Here is a 20,868-nt window from a genome sequence, read left to right as displayed (position 1 = left end):
GTAAAAACCGGTGCCAGACACCGGTTTTTTTATAACACTTTATTTGTTGTATCTAGGCTTGTTTCTGATTGAGTCAATAGACTGCTTTCACAAATTATTTTAGAAACTAAAAATTGTTCGTAAAGCCAAAATTGAAAATAGATTTTTAGTAGGTATTGGATTCATGAGTGTGGCATGGATGCCACACGTTTCCCATCACGACAAGGAAGTCGTGTATGGGAAACAAAAGGTTTTTGTCTACTTTTGACCTTTCAAAAGTAGAGAGATTGCCTACGAAAAGGTAAAAAAATTAAATCAATCAAATGAGGCCGTGCTGATTTAAAAAAATCTAATATTGAACATTTTTTGATTTATGAAAGAGATCTGATAAAAATAAATCTTTGAATAAACTACCCATCGCCCCATTCAAGGTAAATGTTAAACAAGCAAGGCTTTCAGCAAACTCGCTATTCTTAAGGTATGCTGTTTATTGCCCTTTTGTTCCATCACCTTATGTTCAATGCGCCATAAATAATCAAAAATTTCCGACTCGCTTGCATTTTCATTCAGCATGTTAAAAATTTTTGGTAAATAATCCTCATATTCATCCCGCATGGACGGATTACAACAAATCCCCAAGGGATCCCATTCCTGCAGTAAAATTTTATGTATGGCATGCAATAATGTGACATCTTTTTTTTGTGCGGCTTCCATACACCCCCCTAAAATTTCATATAACAATCATACAAATAGAATATTGCGTGTTCAGTAATAGATGATCCATTGCGATCAGCAAAATACTAATATAGCCCTTGCAGATTTGCTGTTAATCCTTTTTTTTATCCCTAAAAAATGATTTTTTAGATTATCTCTTACATTAAAAGTTGTATCACTCATTCAAGCTAATTCCAAGCCCTTCAGCATTTTAATTTTCTACAATCTCGGCATAAAAAATATCAAAATTTAAATGGTAGGTTTTTGGTAGGTGGGATTTTTTTACGCTTCATTGAATACTCAAATCACGGTGAGGGTCACCGATAATACAATGAATGGTAGAAGGAATCGCACCATGGCTTTTAAAAATATTGCAGATCAAACCAACGGTTTTTATATTCCCTGTGTTTCACTTTTCGGCCCAGGCTGTGCCAAAGAAATTGGCGCAAAGGCACAAAGTTTAGGCGCAAAAAAAGCTTTAATTGTGACAGATGCAGGCCTGTTCAAATTTGGTGTGGCAGATAGCATTGCAGCTTATTTGAAAGATGCTGGTGTAGACAGTCACATTTTCCCGGGTGCAGAGCCTAACCCAACCGATATTAATGTTCATAATGGCGTTCAAGCTTATAACGAACATGCCTGTGACTTTATTGTGTCCCTAGGTGGTGGTTCATCGCATGACTGTGCCAAAGGTATTGGCCTGGTAACCGCTGGCGGTGGTCATATCCGTGACTATGAAGGGATTGATAAAAGCACCGTACCGATGACACCGCTGATTGCGATCAACACCACAGCGGGTACTGCATCTGAAATGACGCGCTTCTGTATTATTACCAATACCGAAACCCATGTAAAAATGGCCATTGTCGATTGGCGTTGTACCCCACTCATTGCCATTGATGATCCTAAATTAATGCTGGCCAAACCTGCAGCCTTAACTGCCGCAACAGGGATGGATGCTTTGACGCATGCGGTTGAAGCCTATGTTTCCACTGCAGCCAATCCAATTACCGATGCCTGTGCAGAAAAAGCCATTAGCATGATTAGCGAGTGGCTCAGCCCTGCCGTTGCCAATGGTAATAATCTGGAAGCGCGTGATGCCATGAGCTATGCGCAATATCTTGCCGGCATGGCCTTTAACAATGCATCACTCGGTTATGTCCATGCGATGGCACATCAGCTGGGCGGTTTCTACAACTTGCCACACGGGGTATGTAATGCCGTATTACTTCCGCATGTATGCGAGTTTAACCTGATTGCCTGCCCGGACCGTTATGCCAAAATCGCCCAGTTAATGGGGGTAAATACAGAGGGCTTAACCGTAACTGAAGCAGCTTATGAAGCGATCCAGGCGATTCGTCAACTTTCAGCCTCAATTGGCATTCCATCAGGTTTAGCTGAATTGGGCGTAAAAGAAAGCGACTTAGCCATCATGTCAGAAAATGCACAGAAAGATGCATGCATGCTAACCAACCCACGTAAAGCCAGCCATGCTCAAGTGGTTGATATATTCAAAGCGGCGCTGTAAGTCCTCAAGGTAAGTCTTCTCTCCAATCTTTGACTTACACTTTTAGCAACCAAGGTTTGCACTTCGTCAAGAAGTGCGCCAAGAAAAAGTATCCGGTACCCTTTCTTGGCTTATCCTGTTCCTTTTATTACAGGATAAAGAACTGCGGTTGCTTCTTTTTTTATAAAAATAATTCAATTTGACAAATCACTGCTCATCAGGAAGGATAAGAAAAAAGCAGATGATTCTAAATGAGTATAAAAATGAGCAATGGCAGCACCCTTCCCCTTTATCAATTAGATGTATTAGGTACAGGCTATGAACAGGCCACTTTAAATTTCCCCGATGATTATGAAGGACAAGTTACGGCTACTTTAATCCGAAAAAAAGCAGCGCAAGCCACAAACAAAGCCGTATTATATATTCATGGTTTTATTGATTATTTTTTTCAAACCGAAATGGCAGAATTGTTTAACCAGCATGGTTTTGACTTTTATGCACTCGATTTACGTAAATATGGCCGCTCGATTCTGCCTCATCAAAAATATTATAACGTACGTGAAATTGCCGAATACGATGCCGAAATTACTGAAGCCTTAAACATTATTGCGGCTGAAGGGCATGATGCCGTTCTGCTCTCTGGCCATTCGACAGGCGGACTCACCACCACTTTATATGCTGCACATCACCCTGATCATCCTTTAATTAAGGCACTCTGGGTCAATAGTCCCTTTTATGACTTCAACATGAATCCGATCAAAAAAAAGCTCGGCCTTCCCAATTTAAGCCGGGTCGGCAAAATTTGTCCGGATTTAAAAATTCCCAGCAATCTGAATAAATGGTATACCCCCAGCCTGCATAAAAATTTCCATGGCGAATGGTACTTTAATCTGGACTGGAAACCGCCTTCCTACCCTTTGGTACGCCTGAGTTTTGTAAGGGCAATTTTTGAAGCACAAAAAGAAATTCATCAAGGAGTGACATTAAATGTCCCTGCCTTGGTCATGCATTCACACCAAACCAAAAATCCGAAAAAATGGCATAAATATGCTCAAACCAGTGATGTGATTCTGGATGTCAAACATATAGACAAATATGCCAAAAAAATTAAAGGTGATGTCACCCTCAGCGAAATCAAAAATGGCTTACATGATTTGGTGCTGTCTGAAAAATCGGTGCGCGAAAATGTCTATCAACAGCTGTTTGAATGGCTAGAACTGAAAGGTTTATAAAGATAATGATGCAGCAATATTGGCATTAATTATCTTTATATTTAAGCAAAGTTTGATGCACGGGATGGGTTCTGGGCATCAGCTCAATCAAGCGCTCCACCGCATCAATCGCTTCAGGAAAACGTGCCACATGTTTAAGTAAAACATCGGTTTCATTGGCTTTGAAGATGGCATCACTTAAACGTGATTCCAGACAATCGCGCCAGGCACATAAAAAAGGACTTTCCGTTTTGGCTAAAAATATGCCGGTGCACAGTTTTAAGGCCGAATCAATATAGCCGGCATCCAAAGACTGTTCTGTCAATAAAAAGTCAGCCTCGACATGGGCCAACAACCGATAAGGTCTGGAACCCAGCATACCACCCAGTACATCACGCAACTGTGACATTTCTGCTTTTAAGGTGCCTATACTGACTTTTCGCTCACCATATAAAGCCTGATGTAGATTATCCAGGCTTAAACCTTGTGGACATAAGGCCAGGATGGTCAAAATTTCAATTTGGCGTGGGGTCAGAACCAGCACCTTGCCGTTAAACAAAACCTGAGGCACAGAAAAAGCCCGAATAAACAGACGCTGCTTTTGGTATTCCAGCAAAGCCGATTGAATAATCGAAGCACAGCGTTCCGCTGCAAGCAGTCCCAAACTGTTATGCTTTTGCCAGGTGGTCGACAAGTCAATCACCCCCAACACCTGTTTGGAATAAGGATCAATAATCGGGGCAGCATAACAGACCCAATCATGAATGGAAGGCATGTAATGTTCGTTAGAAAAAACGCAACTGGATTGCTGGGTTTTTAATGACAGTGCCAAGGCATTGGTTCCGACCAGTTCCTCGCGCCATTGCCCGCCTTCAATAAAATGCACACTTTCTGCTGCACTCTGCATTTGTGGGCTGGATGCCGTCCAGATAATGGTGCTACCGATATCCCCGACTGCAATCACCATCGAAGACTGTTCGGCAATATGCTTTAAATCCTGTGCACAATGTTGCAAGGCATTTGCCAAAGCCGAAGGATAGGTTTCTTTTTGTAAGTGGACCAGTGGAGCGGCTAAACGGTCCTTGGGAATTTCGGCCGAGGATGAACGTTGCCAGGAACTCGCAATACTTTGACCCAGTTGTTCCGCATGTAAGACAGATAAACTGCTACTTTGCCTAAACTGATCAATTTTATGCCTTTTTTGCATCAAATTTTGTTTTGTCATCATTCCTTATTCTCACAACAATTCATGATTTACATCCACTGTAATCGCTATTTTTTATGCTGGATTGAAAAGATTGTAAACCTTCTTGTATCCAACCTTTCTCCAACCTTATTCAGGTTATGCTAATCATATAATGTACACAAGTACCTTATATACCAAAGCTGTAGATACGGTTTTAAGACACTAAAATAAGCAAAGGAAATACATATGCGTTACGTCGATCCTAACCAACCTGGTTCAAAAGTTCAGTTTAAAGCCCAATATGAAAACTTCATTGGTGGACAATGGGTAGCTCCTGTCAAAGGAGAATACTTTGACAATATTTCGCCTGTAGATGGCAAAGCCTTCACCAAAGTTCCGCGTTCTAGCGTTGAAGATATTGAACTGGCTCTTGATGCGGCACATAAAGCCAAAGCACAATGGAACAAGTCATCGCCAACGACCCGTTCCAATATCCTGTTAAAAATTGCCGACCGTTTAGAAGCCAATCTGGAGCTTTTGGCGGTTGCTGAAACCTGGGATAATGGTAAGCCGATTCGTGAAACCCTGGCTGCCGATATTCCTTTGGCGATTGATCATTTCCGCTATTTTGCCGGCTGTATCCGTGCACAAGAAGGCGGCATTTCAGAAATCGATGAAGATACTATTGCCTACCATTTTCATGAACCTTTAGGTGTAGTCGGACAAATCATTCCATGGAACTTCCCGATTTTAATGGCAACCTGGAAACTAGCTCCGGCTCTGGCTGCAGGTAACTGTATTGTTTTAAAACCGGCTGAACAAACTCCGGTCAGTATTTTGGTGCTGGTTGAACTGATTCAAGACCTGTTGCCTGCAGGTGTATTAAACGTTGTGAATGGTTATGGCGTTGAAGTGGGTCGCCCATTGGCTACCAACCCACGTATTGCCAAAATTGCATTTACTGGCTCAACAGCTGTCGGTCAGCAGATCATGCAATATGCCACCGAAAATATTATTCCGGTAACCTTGGAGTTGGGCGGTAAATCACCAAACATTTTCTTTGAAGATGTCATGGCGCAACAAGATGACTACCTAGAAAAAGCACTGGAAGGCTTTACCATGTTTGCCCTGAACCAGGGGGAAATCTGTACCTGTCCATCACGTGCTTTGGTTCAGGAAAGTATTGCTGACCAGTTCTTAGAGATGGCAGTAGAGCGTGTAAAACGCATTAAGACCGGTCATCCGCTAGATACCGACACCATGATTGGGGCACAGGCTTCCCAGGAACAACAAGACAAGATTCTTGGCTGTATCGCAACCGGCCGTGGAGAAGGTGCTGAACTACTGACGGGTGGTGAAGCACGCCATGAAGTCGGCCAAGGTTTCTACATTGAACCGACCATTTTCAAAGGCACCAATGACATGCGTACATTCCAGGAAGAAATTTTTGGACCGGTACTTGCAGTGACCACCTTTAAAGATTTTGATGATGCCATCAAAATTGCCAACGATACCATCTATGGTTTAGGTGCAGGTGTCTGGTCACGTTCAGCGCATACGTCATATCGTGCAGGCCGTGCGATTGAAGCGGGTCGTGTATGGACCAATTGTTATCATATCTACCCTGCACATGCTGCATTCGGTGGTTATAAAAAATCAGGTATTGGACGTGAAAACCACAAGATGATGCTTGATCATTACCAGCAAACCAAAAACTTGCTGGTGAGCTATGCCACCAAGCCAATGGGCTTCTTCTAAAAACCTATCTGTGTAAAGCATAAATAAGCGAACTTCGGTTCGCTTTTTTTGCTTTAAATTACAAAGAGTCCCTAGAGAAATCTTCATTTTTATGACTATTCAAGCTAAATTGCTCTTATTCCTGACCGCTTAGAAAAAACAGTATGACTACAGCCTCTCCAGATTTTCCCGACACCATTTATGCCATTCAACATCTTGCCTTTGAAGACTTGGGGGCATTAGAAGATGTCTTTTATCAACTCGGTTTTCGGGTGCGTTATTTTGAAGCCGGTGTAGATGATTTAACTAAGGCTATGCAGCACAAAGGGTTAACCATTATTTTAGGTGGACCGATTGGAGTGTATGAAACAGCAGACTATCCTTTCTTACAACAAGAAATAGACTTACTAAAAGTTCGCTTAAAAGAAAACTTGCCCACTTTAGGCATCTGTCTGGGTGCTCAACTGATTGCCCATGCCTTGGGTGCCAAAGTTTATGCAGGCCATCAAAAAGAGATTGGCTGGAGCCAACTCCATATTACAGATCATGCAAATAATCTGCTTGAGCCATTAACTGGAACTGCTGTATTACACTGGCATGGCGATACCTTCGATTTGCCTGAACAGGCTACATTATTAGCAGGTTCAGAAGTTTATCCTCATCAGGCATTTTCTGTGGGGAAAAATATTCTGGCCTTACAATTTCATCTTGAAGTTGCCCCAGAAAGTCTGGAAAAATGGCTGATTGGCCATACCTGTGAGTTACGAAAAGCCAATATCAACATCCCTGCTTTGCGCGCAGATAATGAAAAATACGCCACTGCATTAGAAGTACAGGCACATACTGTATTGCAGGCATATCTTAAACAGATTTCAGCAATTTAAATTAACTTGTTAAATTAACTTCCAATAAAAAAGCACCATCTCAATGGTGCTTTTTTATGAGCCAATTCGTACTTATTTTTTCGCAGGAACAGAGGCTTCAGTGGTAATGTTTACCGTGATTTTATCGCCTACATTCGGAACATAAGCACCTACGCCAAATGCTGAACGGTTGAATGAAGTCGTTGCATTGAAACCAATAGACTCAGCTTTAGTCATTGGGTGTACGCCCTGTTTGTTTAAAACTACATCTAAAACTACCGGTTTAGTTACATCTTTTACAGTCAGGTTACCCGTGATTTTGTATTTGTTTTTACCTAAAGCTTGAACTTTGGTACTTTTAAAAGTGATGTTTGGATACTTAGCTGCATCAAAAAAATCTGCTGTTTTTAAATGCTCATCCAATGCTTTTACGTTGGTATTTAAACTCGATAAAGGAATGGTCACATTTACAGATGAATTTGCAGGTTTTGCATTATCTACGTTAATGGTACCTTGAATGTCGCTAAAGTTTGCAGATGGGGTAGAAAAACCAAAATGGTTCCAGGTAAATACAGTCGCTGTATGGGTTGGATCAATTTGGTAAGCCACCGGTTTTGCCAAAGACAATGTTGCTACCGATGCTACCGCCAAACCTAAAGTTATTGCTTTGAAATTCATGTGTCATTATCTCGCTTTGGAATGGTTATTAGTCTATACCTTTCTTATCTTAATTCACCGATATAGATAAAACGATATGTTGCAAGAATAGAACAATTACCGGCTTACCTAGGGCAATAAATGAAACGATGCAATGTTATTATTTTAATATATTGATAATTATCATAAATTATTTTAAATCGTGATCTGCAATTTTATGCCCTTGCAGCTTTCTTGTCTTTTTATTAATGATTTAATACAAAAATCTACAGTTTATAAAAATCATGATGATAAGTAATGCAAATTAGGCTGTACACAACAGATGACTTCTAAATTTCCAAAATAATTAAAGCCCCATTTGGGGCTTTTTACAGAGTTTTCATCTCTATAACTTTTCCACCAGAATACGATCCACCTGTTTCATACCGGTATGCTTCTCATGGTTTTTACGGCGGATTTTAATCACTTTATCTTCTTGCAGATCTTGCAGCATCAGTTCAACAGCCATCATGCTTGCAAGCGGCAAATCTTGACCGATCCACTTTTGCTCACCCGCATCCATCAGGACAATTTCATCATTAATCTGATCATAAAGGCTCATATTTTCCTCGCTTTGGCAGCACGCTGCCATTTATACTGAATACTCCAATGAATGATTAAATTTTAAACCTTCATTTTTAATCATTCGTTGAAATATCGTTATTTTAAAAAATAAAAGACGCCCCTTTTACTGGGGCGTCTTTTTAACTGTTAATTCGTGATGAATTAAGCTGTAATTTCTTTAATCGCTGCAACAACCGCTTCAGTGGTAATACCGAAGTACTGATACAAGTCTTTCGCTGGAGCAGACTCACCATAAGTGGTCATACCGATCACACGACCGTCAAGACCAACAAATTTCCACCAGTAATCGACATGAGCTGCTTCAACAGCAACACGTGCACGAATATGAGATGGAAGAACTGCTTCACGGTAAGCTGCATCCTGTTTCACAAATTCTTCTGCACACGGCATAGATACCACACGTACACCTTCAAGCTGTGCATGTGCTTCCATTGCTAATGAAACTTCTGAACCTGTAGCAATGATGATGGCCTTCAATTCGCCTTTTTCTTCAGCCAGTACATAACCACCTTTAGCCACGTTCTCAATTTGTGCTTGATTACGTGTTTGGAATGGCAAGTTTTGACGAGAGAAGATTAACGCTGTAGGGCCTTCGCTACGTAACAATGCAGATTTCCAGGAAATAGAAGCTTCTACAGTGTCACATGGACGCCATGTATTTAAGTTAGGCGTACCACGTAAAGATGCAATCTGTTCTACAGGTTGGTGTGTAGGACCATCTTCACCCAGACCAATTGAGTCATGAGTATAAACATGAATCACACGCTGTTTCATCAGTGCAGACATACGCACTGCATTACGTGCATATTCCATAAACATCAAGAATGTAGCAACGTAAGGAATGAAACCACCGTGTAGTGCAACACCGTTGGCAATTGCAGTCATACCGAATTCACGTACGCCATAGTGTACGTAGTTACCCGCTGGATTGTCTTGTACACCTTGTGCACCTTTCCACAAAGTCAGGTTAGAACCTGCAAGGTCAGCAGAACCGCCTAGTACTTCTGGCAGTGAAGGTACAAGTGCTTGTAAAGCATTTTGGCTTGCTTTACGCGTTGCAATAGTTTCTGCTTTTGCATTCACTTCAGCGATATAAGCATCTGCTTTAGCAACGAAATCAGCCGGTAATTCACCGCTTAAACGACGTTTAAGTTCAGCCGCTTCAGCTGGGTATTTTGCAGCATAAGCAGCGAAAGTTTCGTTCCACGCAGCTTCAGATTGAGCACCTTTATCTTTTGCATTCCAAGCTGCATATACATCAGCAGGAATAACAAATGCTTCTTCTTTCCAGCCCAGCGCTTCACGAGTTAATGCAATCTCATCATTACCGAGTGGTGCACCGTGACAATCTTCTTTACCTTGTTTATTTGGAGAACCTAAACCAATCACAGTTTTACAGATAATTAAAGTAGGTTTAGCAGTTTCAGCTTTTGCTGCAACAGTTGCTTGGCGGATTGCAGCAGCATCGTGACCATCAACTTTAATCACTTGCCAGCCGTAAGCTAAGAAACGTTGCTCTGTATCGTCAGAGAACCAGCCTTCAACTTCACCGTCAATTGAAATACCGTTGTCATCATAGTAAGCAACAAGTTTACCGAGACCCAAAGTACCTGCCAATGAACATGCTTCATGAGAAACACCTTCCATTAAGCAACCGTCACCTAGGAAACAGTAAGTAAAATGGTCAACAACTTTAATGTCATCTTTGTTGAATTGCGCAGCTAAAGTTTTTTCAGCAAGTGCAAAACCAACAGCATTGGCAATACCTTGACCCAATGGACCAGTGGTTGTTTCAATACCAGGTGCATAACCCAATTCCGGGTGACCTGGAGTTTTAGAATGTAACTGGCGGAAAGATTTTAAATCTTCAATAGAAAGATCATAACCAGTCAAATGCAATAACGCATATTGCAACATAGAGCCATGGCCATTCGACAATACGAAACGGTCACGGTTGGCCCATTGTGGATTTGTTGGGTTATGATTTAAAAATTCACGCCAAACGACATCAGCGATGTCTGCCATCCCCATTGGAGCACCTGGATGTCCTGAATTTGCTTTTTGCACAGCATCCATTGCCAATACACGAATTGCGTTTGCAATACGACGTTCGTTAAGCGGGGTTGTCATAGGTCAGAGTCCAACTAAATCGTTTAAAGAATATGATGAATAGGAAAATTCAAAGCTGGCTATATTGTCTTAAAAAAACAGCAAGGGGTAAAGCCTAATACTCAACATTTCACTATTTATTCGTGACTGGGCTTATTTTAATGCAGGCAGAGCTCAATTTCACATCATTTGCAAACACTTAGTTCATGGATAAATGTCATGACTGATTTATTTTGGAGCAAACTGAACTCCACCCTTCAGATTGAGGAATAAACAGAAAAATCCAAAAAGATGAATAAAATTCAGCTTAAATATAACCAACTGAAAAATTCAACATCTTTTAATTTTTACTTTTATCGTATTAACTTTTATTCAATTTAATCATCTCAAGCTTTATTAAGTATAAATTTTTACCTAGTAAATAAAATAAATACATAATATTTATAATTTTATTCATATTATAAAACACATTTTCCAATCTCCATAAAAGTTTCCAATCAATAGCAGTCACACTTTTCAATCCCTGATTAAATATTTGCTTAACAAAATTCGTTCAGGCCTAAATTCCAGCTTTAAAGCCGAATTTCTTCTGCTTATCAGTTTTTTGGATGCATATATCAATTAAAAAGTCGTGAAATTGAAATAATTTCAGTCATTTTGGTCGTGTAGAACTAGTCCAAAAGTCTAACTCGATGTAACATATCGGGTCTTTAAAATTAACTGTGATAGGACTTATGCGCGAGTACGCTGTATTTACCTCGGAATCTGTAAGCGAAGGCCATCCGGATAAAATGGCTGACCAAATCAGTGACGCTATTTTGGATGCAATCTTAACAGAAGACCCATATGCACGGGTTGCTTGTGAAACGCTTGTAAAAACGGGTGCGGTAGTACTTGCCGGTGAAATCACAACAACTGCAAATGTTGACTTCGAAGCAATTGTACGTCAAACCGTAAATGGTATTGGTTATCACCATTCTGACCTTGGTTTTGATGGTTCAACCTGTGCTGTCATCAACATGATTGGTAAACAGTCTCCTGAAATTGCTCAAGGTGTAGACCGTCAAAAACCTGAAGATCAAGGTGCCGGTGACCAAGGTTTAATGTTTGGTTATGCAAGCCGTGAAACTGATGTTTTGATGCCTGCTCCTATTTCTTATGCACATCGCTTAATGGAAAAACAGGCTGAACTACGCCGTAATGGCCGTTTACCGTGGTTACGTCCAGATGCGAAAAGTCAGGTGACTTTTGCTTATGAAAATGGCATGCCTGTTCGTTTAGATGCAGTGGTATTATCAACCCAGCACGATCCTGAAATTTCACAAGCCAATCTTAAAGAAGCTGTGATTGAAGAAATCGTGAAGAAAATCATTCCTGCAGAAATGTTCCATGCAGACACCAAATTCCACATCAACCCTACCGGTATGTTTGTGATTGGTGGTCCTGTAGGTGACTGTGGTCTAACCGGTCGTAAAATTATTGTCGATACTTACGGCGGTATGGCACGTCATGGTGGTGGTGCTTTCTCTGGTAAAGACCCATCTAAAGTTGACCGTTCTGCTGCTTATGCAGGTCGTTATGTTGCGAAAAACATCGTTGCAGCTGGCCTGGCTGACAAGTGTGAAATTCAGGTGTCTTATGCGATTGGCGTTGCTGAGCCAACTTCAATTTCAATCAATACATTTAATACTGCAAAAGTGCCTGAAGAATTCATTATTCAATTGGTTCGTGAACACTTTGACTTGCGCCCGTATGGTATTACCCGCATGTTAGACCTGATTCAACCGATGTATAAGCAAACTGCTGCTTATGGTCACTTTGGCCGTCAAGGTTCAGATACTGCATTTACTTGGGAAAAAACAGATAAAGTTGAAGCGCTTAAAGCCTCTGCTGGACTGTAATTTTTTTCATCAAAAAGCCCACATCTGTGGGCTTTTTTGTTGCTGGAATTATACATTATTTGCTTTTCCCTCCTCCATTTAAAACATCGAGTAAAGAAATTTGCACCGGTGTTTCCTGATGGTCTTGCAAATAAACATGTACGACTTTAAAGATAATTACCGCAGCCAGGCATGTTAAAACACAAAAAATCCAGAAACCATAAGGGCTTTTAATATTATGTGAACCGCAATTTGTACATTCTTTTTCGGTTGATTCAACAACCTTGTTACAACAGGCACAATGATATTGATATAACATAAGTATACTCCTGCCAATTTTGTTTTTATTTTCCATCCGCTTATAGCCGATAGACTGGAGCCTCACTAAAATCTTATGCCAGTCTTTTTTAAGATACAAGCTTATTTATCAATAATTAAAATTAACTCCAATATAAATATTTTAAATACTCACCCCAAATACTCATTTTTAATAAAATATATTCATTAACCATCAAAAACAAGAGACACTATTTGTAACACAATGGAATACCTCACAATTTAACCTGCAGGTTTTAATCCTCTCCCATGTGCTCATGTTTTTAGTTAAAATAGCAGTGAAGACTGGGAGTATTGAATGGTTCAACTGATTAAAAAAGGCGGCTTACGCGAACGTGCCAACCGTAGTCGGAGCTATCAGGGCTCTGAAAATACCGAAACCACATTAAGCCCCAATCGTTATGCACAGCCACAAAAAAATGAGGAAGTCATATCCACTACTCCCCCGTATACACCTGCAACTGATAATACCAGTAAAAAAAGTTAAAGCATGGCCAATGCGTCATACCATAACCAGATGGCAAAAATCAGGAATAATCCCCCCGAAATCACATCAATATAACTGCCAGAACGCTGATATGCCGTTTTAATTTTTGGCATGGATAGAATCAGCATCAATAAAGTAAAAACCAAAAAAGTTTGTATGGGAATAATGATAGCCAGCTGGGTTTTTAAATGTGTTGAAGCGGAAGAACTTAAGGCTAAAGAAAAAACACTACTAAAATAAATCAGCGTTTTGGGATTGGAGAGATTGGTGAAAAGTCCCTGCAATAAATAGTTTTTAGCATCAGCTGTACCAGAGGGAGCATTGTCATCTAAACGGGTGGCTTGCTGCAGGTTTTTGAGCCCTCCATTCAACATGGCCCAGCCCATACGTGCCAAAAATAAGCCCCCAACGAGCATTAAAACCTGTTGAATCCATGGGAACTGTTGAATCAGTACGCTAAAGCCCAACAAGGTCAGCACCACCCAAACTACGATCCCTAAAGAAATTCCCAAAATAATTTTTAAGGTATTGGCTCTTGAAGTCGATGCTGAACTTTTGGCAATCAGTAAAACATCCGGCCCGGGGCTAAGCTGTGCAACAAAATGCAGTGCACAAATGGTCAAAAGCAATGACATAGCAATAAGGAAGATTTTTAAAAATCAGTATTATATCGCCTGTTAAATTTTTTGCATGGTTCCATGCTTTAAATACTTTAGATAAAAATGAAGCACATAAAAAAGCCGAATAATGATTCGGCTTCAACTTTAAAAGAAAAGATGGATTTATTTATTCACATCTTTCATTTCAATTTTTTTCGCTTCCGGCGTTACTTCACGTGCTTCACCATCAATAATGCTGGAATCGTGACGCTGCGAACCGCCTTGTTGCATGCCTTGCATTTGACGCATTAAATCGGCAAATGGATTCTGTCCTTGAGCATCACCGCCCATACCATTCATGTTGCCCATCATGCCACCCATCATTTTATCCATCATGGCTTGCTGACGTTTTGCCATGGTTTTCATCATGACATTTTTAAAGGCATTCTGAACGCCCGGAATCAAAATTAACAATGCCAAAACATCGGTAATTAAACCTGGAATCAGCAGGAAAAAACCGGCCAAAATTTTAGGTAAATTATTGCTCAAGGCAGGATCGCCTGTCATTTGCCCCATTTGCATTTGCTGCATCTGTGGCATGACCCCTGCCGAATATTTACGAATCAGGTTCATACCGATAAAGAAGGCTGCAACAAACCAGAAAAATACGTACCACATACTGCCGACGAGGTCACCCACGCCAATCCAGACAAAAACTTCCAGGATTAAGCCAACCAGTACAATAAGAAATAATTTCATGAAAATTAATCTAATCTCAACAAAATGAATAAGGTGTAGTCATTAACTGCTTAATCACTATCAAGCTTTTTTGCTACGCTTATGTAACAATATGGGCATTATTTTATTTTTAAAGGCTTTGCATGTCATTAATTATCGGTATTGACCCCGGTTCACGCTTAACAGGTTACGGCATCATCGAAAGAGATGGGCAGAAACTGACTTTTGTAGATGCAGGAACCATTCGTACCGAAACTCCGGAAATGCCTGAACGCTTAAAACGGATTTTTGCAGGTGTGGAACGGATTGTTAAATTTCATGGCCCTACCGAAGCCGCAGTTGAACAGGTGTTTATGGCACAAAACCCGGACTCTGCGCTAAAACTGGGGCAAGCTCGTGGTGCCGCGATTGCCGCTTTGGTGAATCTGGATTTACAAGTGGCTGAATATACGGCTCGTCAAATCAAGCAATCGGTAGTCGGTTATGGTGCAGCGGATAAAGAACAGGTTCAGATGATGGTGATGCGAATTTTAAATTTAAGCATCAAACCGCAACAGGATGCTGCCGATGCACTGGCCGCAGCCATTTGTCACGCACATGCCTCTGGCAGTATGAGTAAAATGGCGGTACTGAATGCCTTAGGTGGCATGGCACGTGGCCGTAGCCGATCTAGTGTTCGCAGACGCTAAGTCAATTCATGAAAGATATTGCGCAAAATCTTGACGCATTTCCCGGACTGAGGGTTGCTTGCTATAGGTGAAAGTCACTCTCCGACCAAAATTTCTTATATTCTTTTTCTGGTTCGGATCAATCCGAATCATGATCCGTTCTTCAAATTGGTCATGTGTATTGTATTCACCTATAAGAATCACATCATTTCTTTCAACAACTTTATATTTGCCAAATTCTTTTTGCACAATGTCTTTAAATGACCTACTGGTTGAACCAGCATCTGCGCGCTGCGTATAGATGACGATGCCTATACAAACGATCACCACTATAACCACCCCCAGATATTTATCCATCTTTTCCCCTTAATCATTATTCTTATCAAGTTTTCATTTAACACAGGATTTTAAATTCTTTAAGATGAGCATCGGGCTGGACTGGTGTTTGAATAATCCGGGATACTTCCGCCCGATTCGGCCCCAGCAGACTTCGTTTTAAAAGCTCCTGAATGATCTGTTCATCGCCCATAACCAAGGCTTCAACTTCACCCGTTTGCAGATTCTGGACATAACCTTTCAATTCTAATTCCAAGGCTTGCTTGGCAAACCAACGCCGATAACCAACTCCCTGTACCTTGCCCTGAATTAGCAACTTCATCGCCTTATTCATCACAGCTTCCTGTATTTACTACACGATATACCGCATCATGCATATGATGAGCCTGCACACCACGTATGCCTTGCTGAGCCAATAAGTCACCCGCCAAAGCATGCAAAGTCACAATTTCATGCAGATGAATTTTTTCTGCAAATTGCGCTTTTAAACTTGCAGTCATACCGGCCAATACATCCCCCATACCGCCCGTTCCCATTCCGGCATTTCCAGCGGTACAAATCCACAATTGATCTTCCAGAATCAGACTACCTGAGCCTTTCAGCACCCACTGGCCAGCATATTTTTCCTGTAGTTTATGAATTGCTGTAATCCGGTCGCTTTCAACCTCTTTTACCGAACAATGTAACAGTTTTGCTGCCTCACCCGGATGCGGTGTTGCATAACTATCCTGTTTTAATGCTTCTGGATGCTCGGCTAAAAACCATAGAGCATCAGCATCCAGCACCACATGTAAATGTGCAGAGGAATTGATTTTAGGGAACCATTTAAAATATTGCTGTTCTGACCAGCTATCACGGCCGAGTCCCATCCCGAAACTCACCGCATCAACATGATCTAAAAGTTGCTGAATCTCAGCTTTGGTCAAGGCGTTGATATCGCGTAGCATGATATTGGGTGAACGTGCCAAAATTGCAGTGTGATGTTTTTCATGGCAGACAACAGTGACTTTTCCCGCGCCCGCACTAAAAGCAGATTCGGCTGCCATCATTACCGCACCGCCCATATCCGCATGACCACCGATAATCAAAACATGACCATAACTGCCCTTATGACCAAAAGCCTCACGTTGCGGTAATGAAATGCTATGCGGTGAAAGCTGTGCTATCGGTTTTAATTCTGCATCGGCAGGAATCAGGGAAATGACCTCGACCTGTCCAACAAACTCTTTGCCTTGTCCGGTAAACAGTCCAGCTTTTAAGCCCAAAGCTGTATAAGTGTAATCAGCTTTAATGGCACAGGTTAAAGGCTGACCACTATTTGCTTGTAAGCCACTTGGAATATCAATGGCAATTTTCAAACCAGTTTGAGCATTAATTGTTTGAATAATTTGCTGCCAGTCTGAGCTAAGTTCACGATTTAAACCGATACCAAATAAGGCATCAATAAAGCAGTCATAGGGTTTCTGAAAGGTAAAACCTGAATATATCTTTATTTTCGCCTCTACTACTTCCTGATAGGCGCTGTGTAAATCTTTTGATGTACCTAATTCAGCGGCATAAATATCAACATTAAAACCATACTGTTTTAAATATTTAGCCGTGAGATAACCATCGCCTGCATTATTGCCCTGCCCACAGCAGACTGCGATATTTTGTATATTGCCCTGTTGAAAAACAGGAACTAAACGCTGCGCAATCCTCCAGGCCACCTGCTGCATGAGCGCATAAGAACTGTTTTGCTTGGCAAACCAGCGTTGTTCCCAGGCTTGAATACTTTGGCTATGATAAACAGGGCTATGGTAAACTTGCTGAGGCATTGTTCTTCCTTTTTTTATATCATTATGGCTTCTTCCACACCTTCACAAAAAATTCCTGTAGATCAACATGATCCTGAAGCGCTGAAAGCGTGGATTAAAGCGCAGGCGTTGCAATTAGGCTTTAGTGATTGTGTCATTGCCAAACCGGATGCTCAAGAAGAATTACCGCGTTTTCAGGAATATTTAAAACGTGGCTATCACGGCGACATGAAATTTCTGGAAGAAAATCTGGAAAAACGTGCCGATCCTACTTTGCTGGTGCCTGGTACTAAAAGTATCATTTGTGTACGGATGAATTATCTGGTCGAAACACCCAAACCACGTTATGTACCGGATGAACCGAATGCCGCCATCATTGCACGTTATGCCCGCGGCCGTGATTACCACAAAACCATGCGTGGCCGTCTCAAAACATTAGCCAGCAAAATTCGGGAAAAAGTGGGAGATTTTGAATCTCGTCCCTTTGCTGATTCTGCTCCAATCTTTGAAAAATCTTTGGCTGAAAATGCCGGCATGGGCTGGACCGGAAAACACACCCTGCTCATTCATAAAAAATCAGGTTCTTTTTTTGTCCTGGGCGAGCTATTTACCTCGCTGGATTTACCCTTTGACGGTCCAACCAGCAAGCACTGCGGCTCGTGTACAGCGTGTATTGATATTTGCCCAACCCAGGCCATTGTTGAGCCCTATATGCTGGATGCACGTAAATGTATTGCCTATTTGACCATTGAATATCAAGGCATCATTCCTGAAGAATTGCGCCGTGGGATTGGTAACCGTGTATTTGGCTGTGATGATTGCCAGCTGATTTGTCCCTGGAACAGTTTTGCCAAGAAAGCCAGCATAGAAGATTTTAACCCGCGACATGGTCTGGATCAGGTCAGTTTACTGGACTTATGGCATTGGGATGAACAGACTTTTTTAGCCCATACCGAAGGTAGTCCACTACGGCGCACCGGTTACCAAAGCTTTATGCGTAATATTGCGATTGGTTTGGGCAATGCGCCATTTTCCACAGAAATTATGGAAACTTTAAAGCAGACACGTGATTTACATGATGAGATTGTGCAAGTCCATATTGATTGGGCGATTCAAGAACAGCTGCTAAAATTCAATTAAATTTTTAAGCTAAATTTAAAATTTAATTCTCTTTTTTTACATTCAAGATAGTGACAAAGTTTTACCCTAAGAAAAAACATAAGCTCCAGATCAGAACAAACTTATAAAAATAATAAAAAAACTTTGCAGCGATATTTACAATAAAAAGCTTTAGTTTGTAACTAAATATACAATTTCATCATAACGAAAAATGATGAAATTTAATCGACAGATACCATGAGATTTGGTCAATTATGCCTTTGGTTTTAGCATAAATTATGTATGATAAAAGCAATGAATAATGATGATTATGGATTTTCATTCATGAATGTACGCAATGATTGGACACGAGATGAAATTCAGGCCTTATATAACCAGCCTTTTCTGGATTTAGTTTTTGAGGCACAACGGGTTCATCGAGAACATTTTGATGCCAACACGATTCAAGTCAGCACATTGCTTTCAATCAAAACCGGCAAATGCCCTGAAGATTGCAAATACTGCTCACAATCGGCACATTACGATTCGAAACTGGAAGCAGAAAAACGTATTGCAGTAGATAAAGTGATACAGGAAGCCAAAGAAGCGCTTGCTTCCGGTTCATCGCGTTTCTGCATGGGTGCAGCTTGGCGTAATCCGCATGAACGCGATATGCCCTATGTGCTGGAAATGGTACGTGAAGTAAAGTCACTGGGTTTGGAAACCTGTATGACTTTAGGCATGCTCAATCAATCGCAGGCAGAACGTTTAAAAGATGCAGGCCTAGACTACTATAATCATAATCTGGATACCTCACGCGAATACTATTCTAATGTCATCAGCACTCGTACCTTTGATGACCGTTTAAATACTTTGGATCATGTTCGTCAAGCAGGTATGAAAGTCTGTAGTGGTGGGATTGTTGGCTTAGGTGAAAACAGTAAAGATCGGATTGGTCTTTTGTACGAACTCGCAACGTTACCAATTCATCCTGAATCGGTACCCATCAATATGTTGGTGCCTATTGAAGGCACACCACTGGCTGATGTGGAAAAACTGGATATTACCGAGTGGATTCGTACTATTGCTGTAGCCCGCATTATTATGCCAAAAAGCTATATCCGCCTCTCCGCAGGGCGAGAATCTTTGTCTGATGCGGATCAGGCTCTGGCTTTCATGGCAGGTGCCAATTCGCTCTTTTCCGGAGAGAAACTTTTAACCACCCCGAATGCTGGCGAAGGCAAGGACAAACAATTATTTGATAAATTGGGTTTGATTGCAGAAAAAGCCAAACCGACGGTTAAAGAACTTTCTGTAGATGCAATGGCAAGTTAAACCTCTCATCTTGTACAAAAAAAGCCCATATGGGCTTTTTTTATTTGAGCATTTAGATAGAGCTAATCAAAATACCATAATGTGCATTGAGATAATTCCCCTCACGAATAATATCCGCCCCATTGGCATGGTAAACCACTAACTCTTGAGTAAAAGTGTCGTAACTGAACGAATCAAAACAATCCTGATGATGGCTTAACCAGACCAAAGTGTCTGCCAATCGATCAGTTACAATGTAAGTATCCGCCGTAAAATCCATGCTCATAAATACAGTTTCAAACAGTTTTTAGAGGTGTATTGTAACATTTTATCCTTTTTTTATTTTTACTGCTTTCTCAATCATTTTGCATTTTTTATTTAGTTGCAGTTAGTCATGCTGAAAAAATTATTTTCATGTCAGTTTTATAGAGTTTAGCTCTATAAAGAATTCCCAAAATACAGACTGTAGTAGCTAGGGCGTGTCCTCATTTACTATTAATTTTTATTTTTTCAAAATTAAAAAGTGAGCATTATGCTCACTTTTTAATGTTCAATATAATTCAATTAAAGTGGCTTATTCACTCCACACTTTCTGCATTCCTTATGTTCCCCTATTTCTTCCATGTGTTCATATTCATACACATGTAAGCAAAATAATTTCATAAGTAATTGAAGCATCGTCCCAACTCCCTTCTCATTGTTTTTAAAATTTAACTTTTTTAAAAATACATTTCATCCCGAAATATCAATGTGACTAAAAAAACATCACCACTATTTATTACCATATTTTTATGACAATTCAAATAACTTAACCATAATTTATGATGAAAATTACAAAATTAAAATTCCCTTTAAGACCTTAAAGTGACAAGACAATCATTAAAGACAAGAAAACATAACAAAATCTTAGATTTTACCGGATGTTAAAATATAAATAATATTGAAAAACAATAATTTATTCAAAAATCAAGATCATGAATTTTATCTTAGATTCTCAAATGAGAGTGCAACAGAGATTAATTTAGCTAG

General features: G+C 40.5%; 21 protein-coding genes. 9 read left to right on the top strand and 12 right to left on the bottom strand.

The window, feature by feature from the left end; genetic code table 11:
• Positions 1-417: 417 nt before the first annotated feature.
• Entirely contained in the window at positions 418-693 is a 276-nt protein-coding gene (locus tag WAE57_RS05400) for a hypothetical protein (RefSeq protein WP_086175867.1), read from the bottom strand.
• Positions 694-1,048: 355 nt separating this feature from the next.
• Between WAE57_RS05400 and WAE57_RS05395 the strand changes: the two genes are divergently transcribed.
• Both WAE57_RS05395 and WAE57_RS05390 read left to right on the top strand, forming a co-directional pair.
• A complete protein-coding gene (locus WAE57_RS05395; protein WP_237786528.1) occupies positions 1,049-2,221 on the top strand; it encodes an iron-containing alcohol dehydrogenase in 1,173 nt (390 codons plus the stop codon).
• A gap of 242 nt (positions 2,222-2,463) precedes the next feature.
• Positions 2,464-3,432, top strand: coding sequence for an alpha/beta hydrolase (locus WAE57_RS05390; protein WP_337708933.1), 969 nt, complete (start codon positions 2,464-2,466; stop codon positions 3,430-3,432).
• Positions 3,433-3,457: 25 nt separating this feature from the next.
• Here WAE57_RS05390 and WAE57_RS05385 read toward each other — a convergent pair whose 3' ends face one another.
• Positions 3,458-4,639 carry a transcriptional regulator gene (locus WAE57_RS05385; RefSeq protein ID WP_337708931.1) on the bottom strand — a complete coding sequence of 394 codons (1,182 nt, stop codon included), beginning with the start codon at positions 4,637-4,639 and terminating at the stop codon, positions 3,458-3,460.
• A gap of 204 nt (positions 4,640-4,843) precedes the next feature.
• Here WAE57_RS05385 and WAE57_RS05380 point away from each other — a divergent pair, with 204 nt between their 5' ends.
• Both WAE57_RS05380 and WAE57_RS05375 read left to right on the top strand, forming a co-directional pair.
• Positions 4,844-6,355, top strand: coding sequence for an aldehyde dehydrogenase family protein (locus tag WAE57_RS05380; RefSeq protein WP_086175871.1), 1,512 nt, complete (start codon positions 4,844-4,846; stop codon positions 6,353-6,355).
• 143 nt (positions 6,356-6,498) lie between these two features.
• Entirely contained in the window at positions 6,499-7,218 is a 720-nt protein-coding gene (locus tag WAE57_RS05375) for a glutamine amidotransferase (RefSeq protein WP_337708929.1), read from the top strand.
• A 72-nt stretch (positions 7,219-7,290) separates the two neighbouring features.
• Here WAE57_RS05375 and WAE57_RS05370 read toward each other — a convergent pair whose 3' ends face one another.
• The 3 genes from WAE57_RS05370 to tkt all read right to left on the bottom strand — a co-directional run bounded on the left by WAE57_RS05370 (position 7,291) and on the right by tkt (position 10,608).
• On the bottom strand, positions 7,291-7,875 hold the full coding sequence (locus tag WAE57_RS05370; RefSeq protein ID WP_337708927.1) for a YceI family protein: 585 nt from the start codon (positions 7,873-7,875) through the stop codon (positions 7,291-7,293).
• 364 nt (positions 7,876-8,239) lie between these two features.
• A complete protein-coding gene (locus tag WAE57_RS05365; protein ID WP_086175964.1) occupies positions 8,240-8,455 on the bottom strand; it encodes a hypothetical protein in 216 nt (71 codons plus the stop codon).
• Positions 8,456-8,619: 164 nt separating this feature from the next.
• A complete protein-coding gene (gene tkt, locus WAE57_RS05360; protein ID WP_337708924.1) occupies positions 8,620-10,608 on the bottom strand; it encodes a transketolase in 1,989 nt (662 codons plus the stop codon).
• A gap of 713 nt (positions 10,609-11,321) precedes the next feature.
• Between tkt and metK the strand changes: the two genes are divergently transcribed.
• Positions 11,322-12,488 (top strand): methionine adenosyltransferase, encoded by a 1,167-nt coding sequence (metK, locus tag WAE57_RS05355; protein WP_086197974.1) that lies wholly within the window; start codon positions 11,322-11,324, stop codon positions 12,486-12,488.
• Between the two features lie 55 nt (positions 12,489-12,543).
• Here metK and WAE57_RS05350 read toward each other — a convergent pair whose 3' ends face one another.
• Entirely contained in the window at positions 12,544-12,786 is a 243-nt protein-coding gene (locus WAE57_RS05350; protein ID WP_086175965.1) for a hypothetical protein, read from the bottom strand.
• 315 nt (positions 12,787-13,101) lie between these two features.
• Between WAE57_RS05350 and WAE57_RS05345 the strand changes: the two genes are divergently transcribed.
• Positions 13,102-13,290 (top strand): hypothetical protein, encoded by a 189-nt coding sequence (locus tag WAE57_RS05345; RefSeq protein WP_337708922.1) that lies wholly within the window; start codon positions 13,102-13,104, stop codon positions 13,288-13,290.
• Here WAE57_RS05345 and WAE57_RS05340 read toward each other — a convergent pair.
• Positions 13,287-13,925: a LysE family transporter gene (locus WAE57_RS05340; protein WP_337708920.1), complete on the bottom strand. Its 639-nt coding sequence runs from the start codon at positions 13,923-13,925 to the stop codon at positions 13,287-13,289. The genes WAE57_RS05345 and WAE57_RS05340 overlap by 4 nt on opposite strands.
• Before the next feature lie 147 nt (positions 13,926-14,072).
• A complete protein-coding gene (locus WAE57_RS05335; protein WP_237786535.1) occupies positions 14,073-14,648 on the bottom strand; it encodes an FxsA family protein in 576 nt (191 codons plus the stop codon).
• A gap of 122 nt (positions 14,649-14,770) precedes the next feature.
• Here WAE57_RS05335 and ruvC point away from each other — a divergent pair, with 122 nt between their 5' ends.
• Complete coding sequence (gene ruvC, locus WAE57_RS05330) at positions 14,771-15,316, top strand: crossover junction endodeoxyribonuclease RuvC (RefSeq protein ID WP_086175879.1); 546 nt, start codon at positions 14,771-14,773, stop codon at positions 15,314-15,316.
• A 6-nt stretch (positions 15,317-15,322) separates the two neighbouring features.
• Here ruvC and WAE57_RS05325 read toward each other — a convergent pair whose 3' ends face one another.
• From WAE57_RS05325 to WAE57_RS05315, 3 genes are read right to left on the bottom strand one after another with little or no spacing between them, the layout of a single operon-like run.
• Positions 15,323-15,652 carry a hypothetical protein gene (locus WAE57_RS05325; protein ID WP_337708917.1) on the bottom strand — a complete coding sequence of 110 codons (330 nt, stop codon included), beginning with the start codon at positions 15,650-15,652 and terminating at the stop codon, positions 15,323-15,325.
• 37 nt (positions 15,653-15,689) lie between these two features.
• Positions 15,690-15,965 carry an acylphosphatase gene (locus tag WAE57_RS05320; protein ID WP_337708915.1) on the bottom strand — a complete coding sequence of 92 codons (276 nt, stop codon included), beginning with the start codon at positions 15,963-15,965 and terminating at the stop codon, positions 15,690-15,692.
• A complete protein-coding gene (locus WAE57_RS05315; RefSeq protein WP_337708913.1) occupies positions 15,958-17,448 on the bottom strand; it encodes an NAD(P)H-hydrate dehydratase in 1,491 nt (496 codons plus the stop codon). Before WAE57_RS05315 ends, WAE57_RS05320 begins: the two co-directional genes overlap by 8 nt.
• Before the next feature lie 24 nt (positions 17,449-17,472).
• Here WAE57_RS05315 and queG point away from each other — a divergent pair, with 24 nt between their 5' ends.
• Positions 17,473-18,567: a tRNA epoxyqueuosine(34) reductase QueG gene (queG, locus tag WAE57_RS05310; protein WP_337708910.1), complete on the top strand. Its 1,095-nt coding sequence runs from the start codon at positions 17,473-17,475 to the stop codon at positions 18,565-18,567.
• Positions 18,568-18,870: 303 nt separating this feature from the next.
• A complete protein-coding gene (gene bioB / locus WAE57_RS05305; RefSeq protein ID WP_086198036.1) occupies positions 18,871-19,860 on the top strand; it encodes a biotin synthase BioB in 990 nt (329 codons plus the stop codon).
• Between the two features lie 52 nt (positions 19,861-19,912).
• Here the strand turns inward: bioB and WAE57_RS05300 are convergent, their stop codons facing one another.
• Positions 19,913-20,125: a hypothetical protein gene (locus WAE57_RS05300; RefSeq protein ID WP_337708907.1), complete on the bottom strand. Its 213-nt coding sequence runs from the start codon at positions 20,123-20,125 to the stop codon at positions 19,913-19,915.
• Positions 20,126-20,868 lie beyond the last annotated feature (743 nt).

Source organism: Acinetobacter sp. NS-4, assembly GCF_037402435.1.
Classification (GTDB): domain Bacteria; phylum Pseudomonadota; class Gammaproteobacteria; order Pseudomonadales; family Moraxellaceae; genus Acinetobacter.
Note: the sequence above shows the minus strand (reverse complement) of the source record. Positions and strands in the feature narration are given on the sequence as shown.

Excerpts from the sequence above, each read along its gene's own strand:
- bioB (WP_086198036.1), top strand. The coding sequence starts at position 18,871 with ATGAATGTACGCAATGATTGGACACGAGATGAAATTCAGGCCTTATAT.
- WAE57_RS05390 (WP_337708933.1), top strand. The coding sequence starts at position 2,464 with ATGAGCAATGGCAGCACCCTTCCCCTTTATCAATTAGATGTATTAGGT.
- WAE57_RS05400 (WP_086175867.1), bottom strand. The coding sequence starts at position 693 with ATGGAAGCCGCACAAAAAAAAGATGTCACATTATTGCATGCCATACAT.
- metK (WP_086197974.1), top strand. The coding sequence starts at position 11,322 with ATGCGCGAGTACGCTGTATTTACCTCGGAATCTGTAAGCGAAGGCCAT.
- tkt (WP_337708924.1), bottom strand. The coding sequence starts at position 10,608 with ATGACAACCCCGCTTAACGAACGTCGTATTGCAAACGCAATTCGTGTA.
- WAE57_RS05325 (WP_337708917.1), bottom strand. The coding sequence starts at position 15,652 with ATGGATAAATATCTGGGGGTGGTTATAGTGGTGATCGTTTGTATAGGC.
- queG (WP_337708910.1), top strand. The coding sequence starts at position 17,473 with ATGGCTTCTTCCACACCTTCACAAAAAATTCCTGTAGATCAACATGAT.
- WAE57_RS05340 (WP_337708920.1), bottom strand. The coding sequence starts at position 13,925 with ATGTCATTGCTTTTGACCATTTGTGCACTGCATTTTGTTGCACAGCTT.
- WAE57_RS05375 (WP_337708929.1), top strand. The coding sequence starts at position 6,499 with ATGACTACAGCCTCTCCAGATTTTCCCGACACCATTTATGCCATTCAA.
- WAE57_RS05380 (WP_086175871.1), top strand. The coding sequence starts at position 4,844 with ATGCGTTACGTCGATCCTAACCAACCTGGTTCAAAAGTTCAGTTTAAA.
- WAE57_RS05350 (WP_086175965.1), bottom strand. The coding sequence starts at position 12,786 with ATGTTATATCAATATCATTGTGCCTGTTGTAACAAGGTTGTTGAATCA.
- WAE57_RS05385 (WP_337708931.1), bottom strand. The coding sequence starts at position 4,639 with ATGATGACAAAACAAAATTTGATGCAAAAAAGGCATAAAATTGATCAG.
- WAE57_RS05300 (WP_337708907.1), bottom strand. The coding sequence starts at position 20,125 with ATGAGCATGGATTTTACGGCGGATACTTACATTGTAACTGATCGATTG.
- WAE57_RS05315 (WP_337708913.1), bottom strand. The coding sequence starts at position 17,448 with ATGCCTCAGCAAGTTTACCATAGCCCTGTTTATCATAGCCAAAGTATT.
- WAE57_RS05365 (WP_086175964.1), bottom strand. The coding sequence starts at position 8,455 with ATGAGCCTTTATGATCAGATTAATGATGAAATTGTCCTGATGGATGCG.
- ruvC (WP_086175879.1), top strand. The coding sequence starts at position 14,771 with ATGTCATTAATTATCGGTATTGACCCCGGTTCACGCTTAACAGGTTAC.
- WAE57_RS05395 (WP_237786528.1), top strand. The coding sequence starts at position 1,049 with ATGGCTTTTAAAAATATTGCAGATCAAACCAACGGTTTTTATATTCCC.
- WAE57_RS05345 (WP_337708922.1), top strand. The coding sequence starts at position 13,102 with ATGGTTCAACTGATTAAAAAAGGCGGCTTACGCGAACGTGCCAACCGT.
- WAE57_RS05320 (WP_337708915.1), bottom strand. The coding sequence starts at position 15,965 with ATGAATAAGGCGATGAAGTTGCTAATTCAGGGCAAGGTACAGGGAGTT.
- WAE57_RS05370 (WP_337708927.1), bottom strand. The coding sequence starts at position 7,875 with ATGAATTTCAAAGCAATAACTTTAGGTTTGGCGGTAGCATCGGTAGCA.
- WAE57_RS05335 (WP_237786535.1), bottom strand. The coding sequence starts at position 14,648 with ATGAAATTATTTCTTATTGTACTGGTTGGCTTAATCCTGGAAGTTTTT.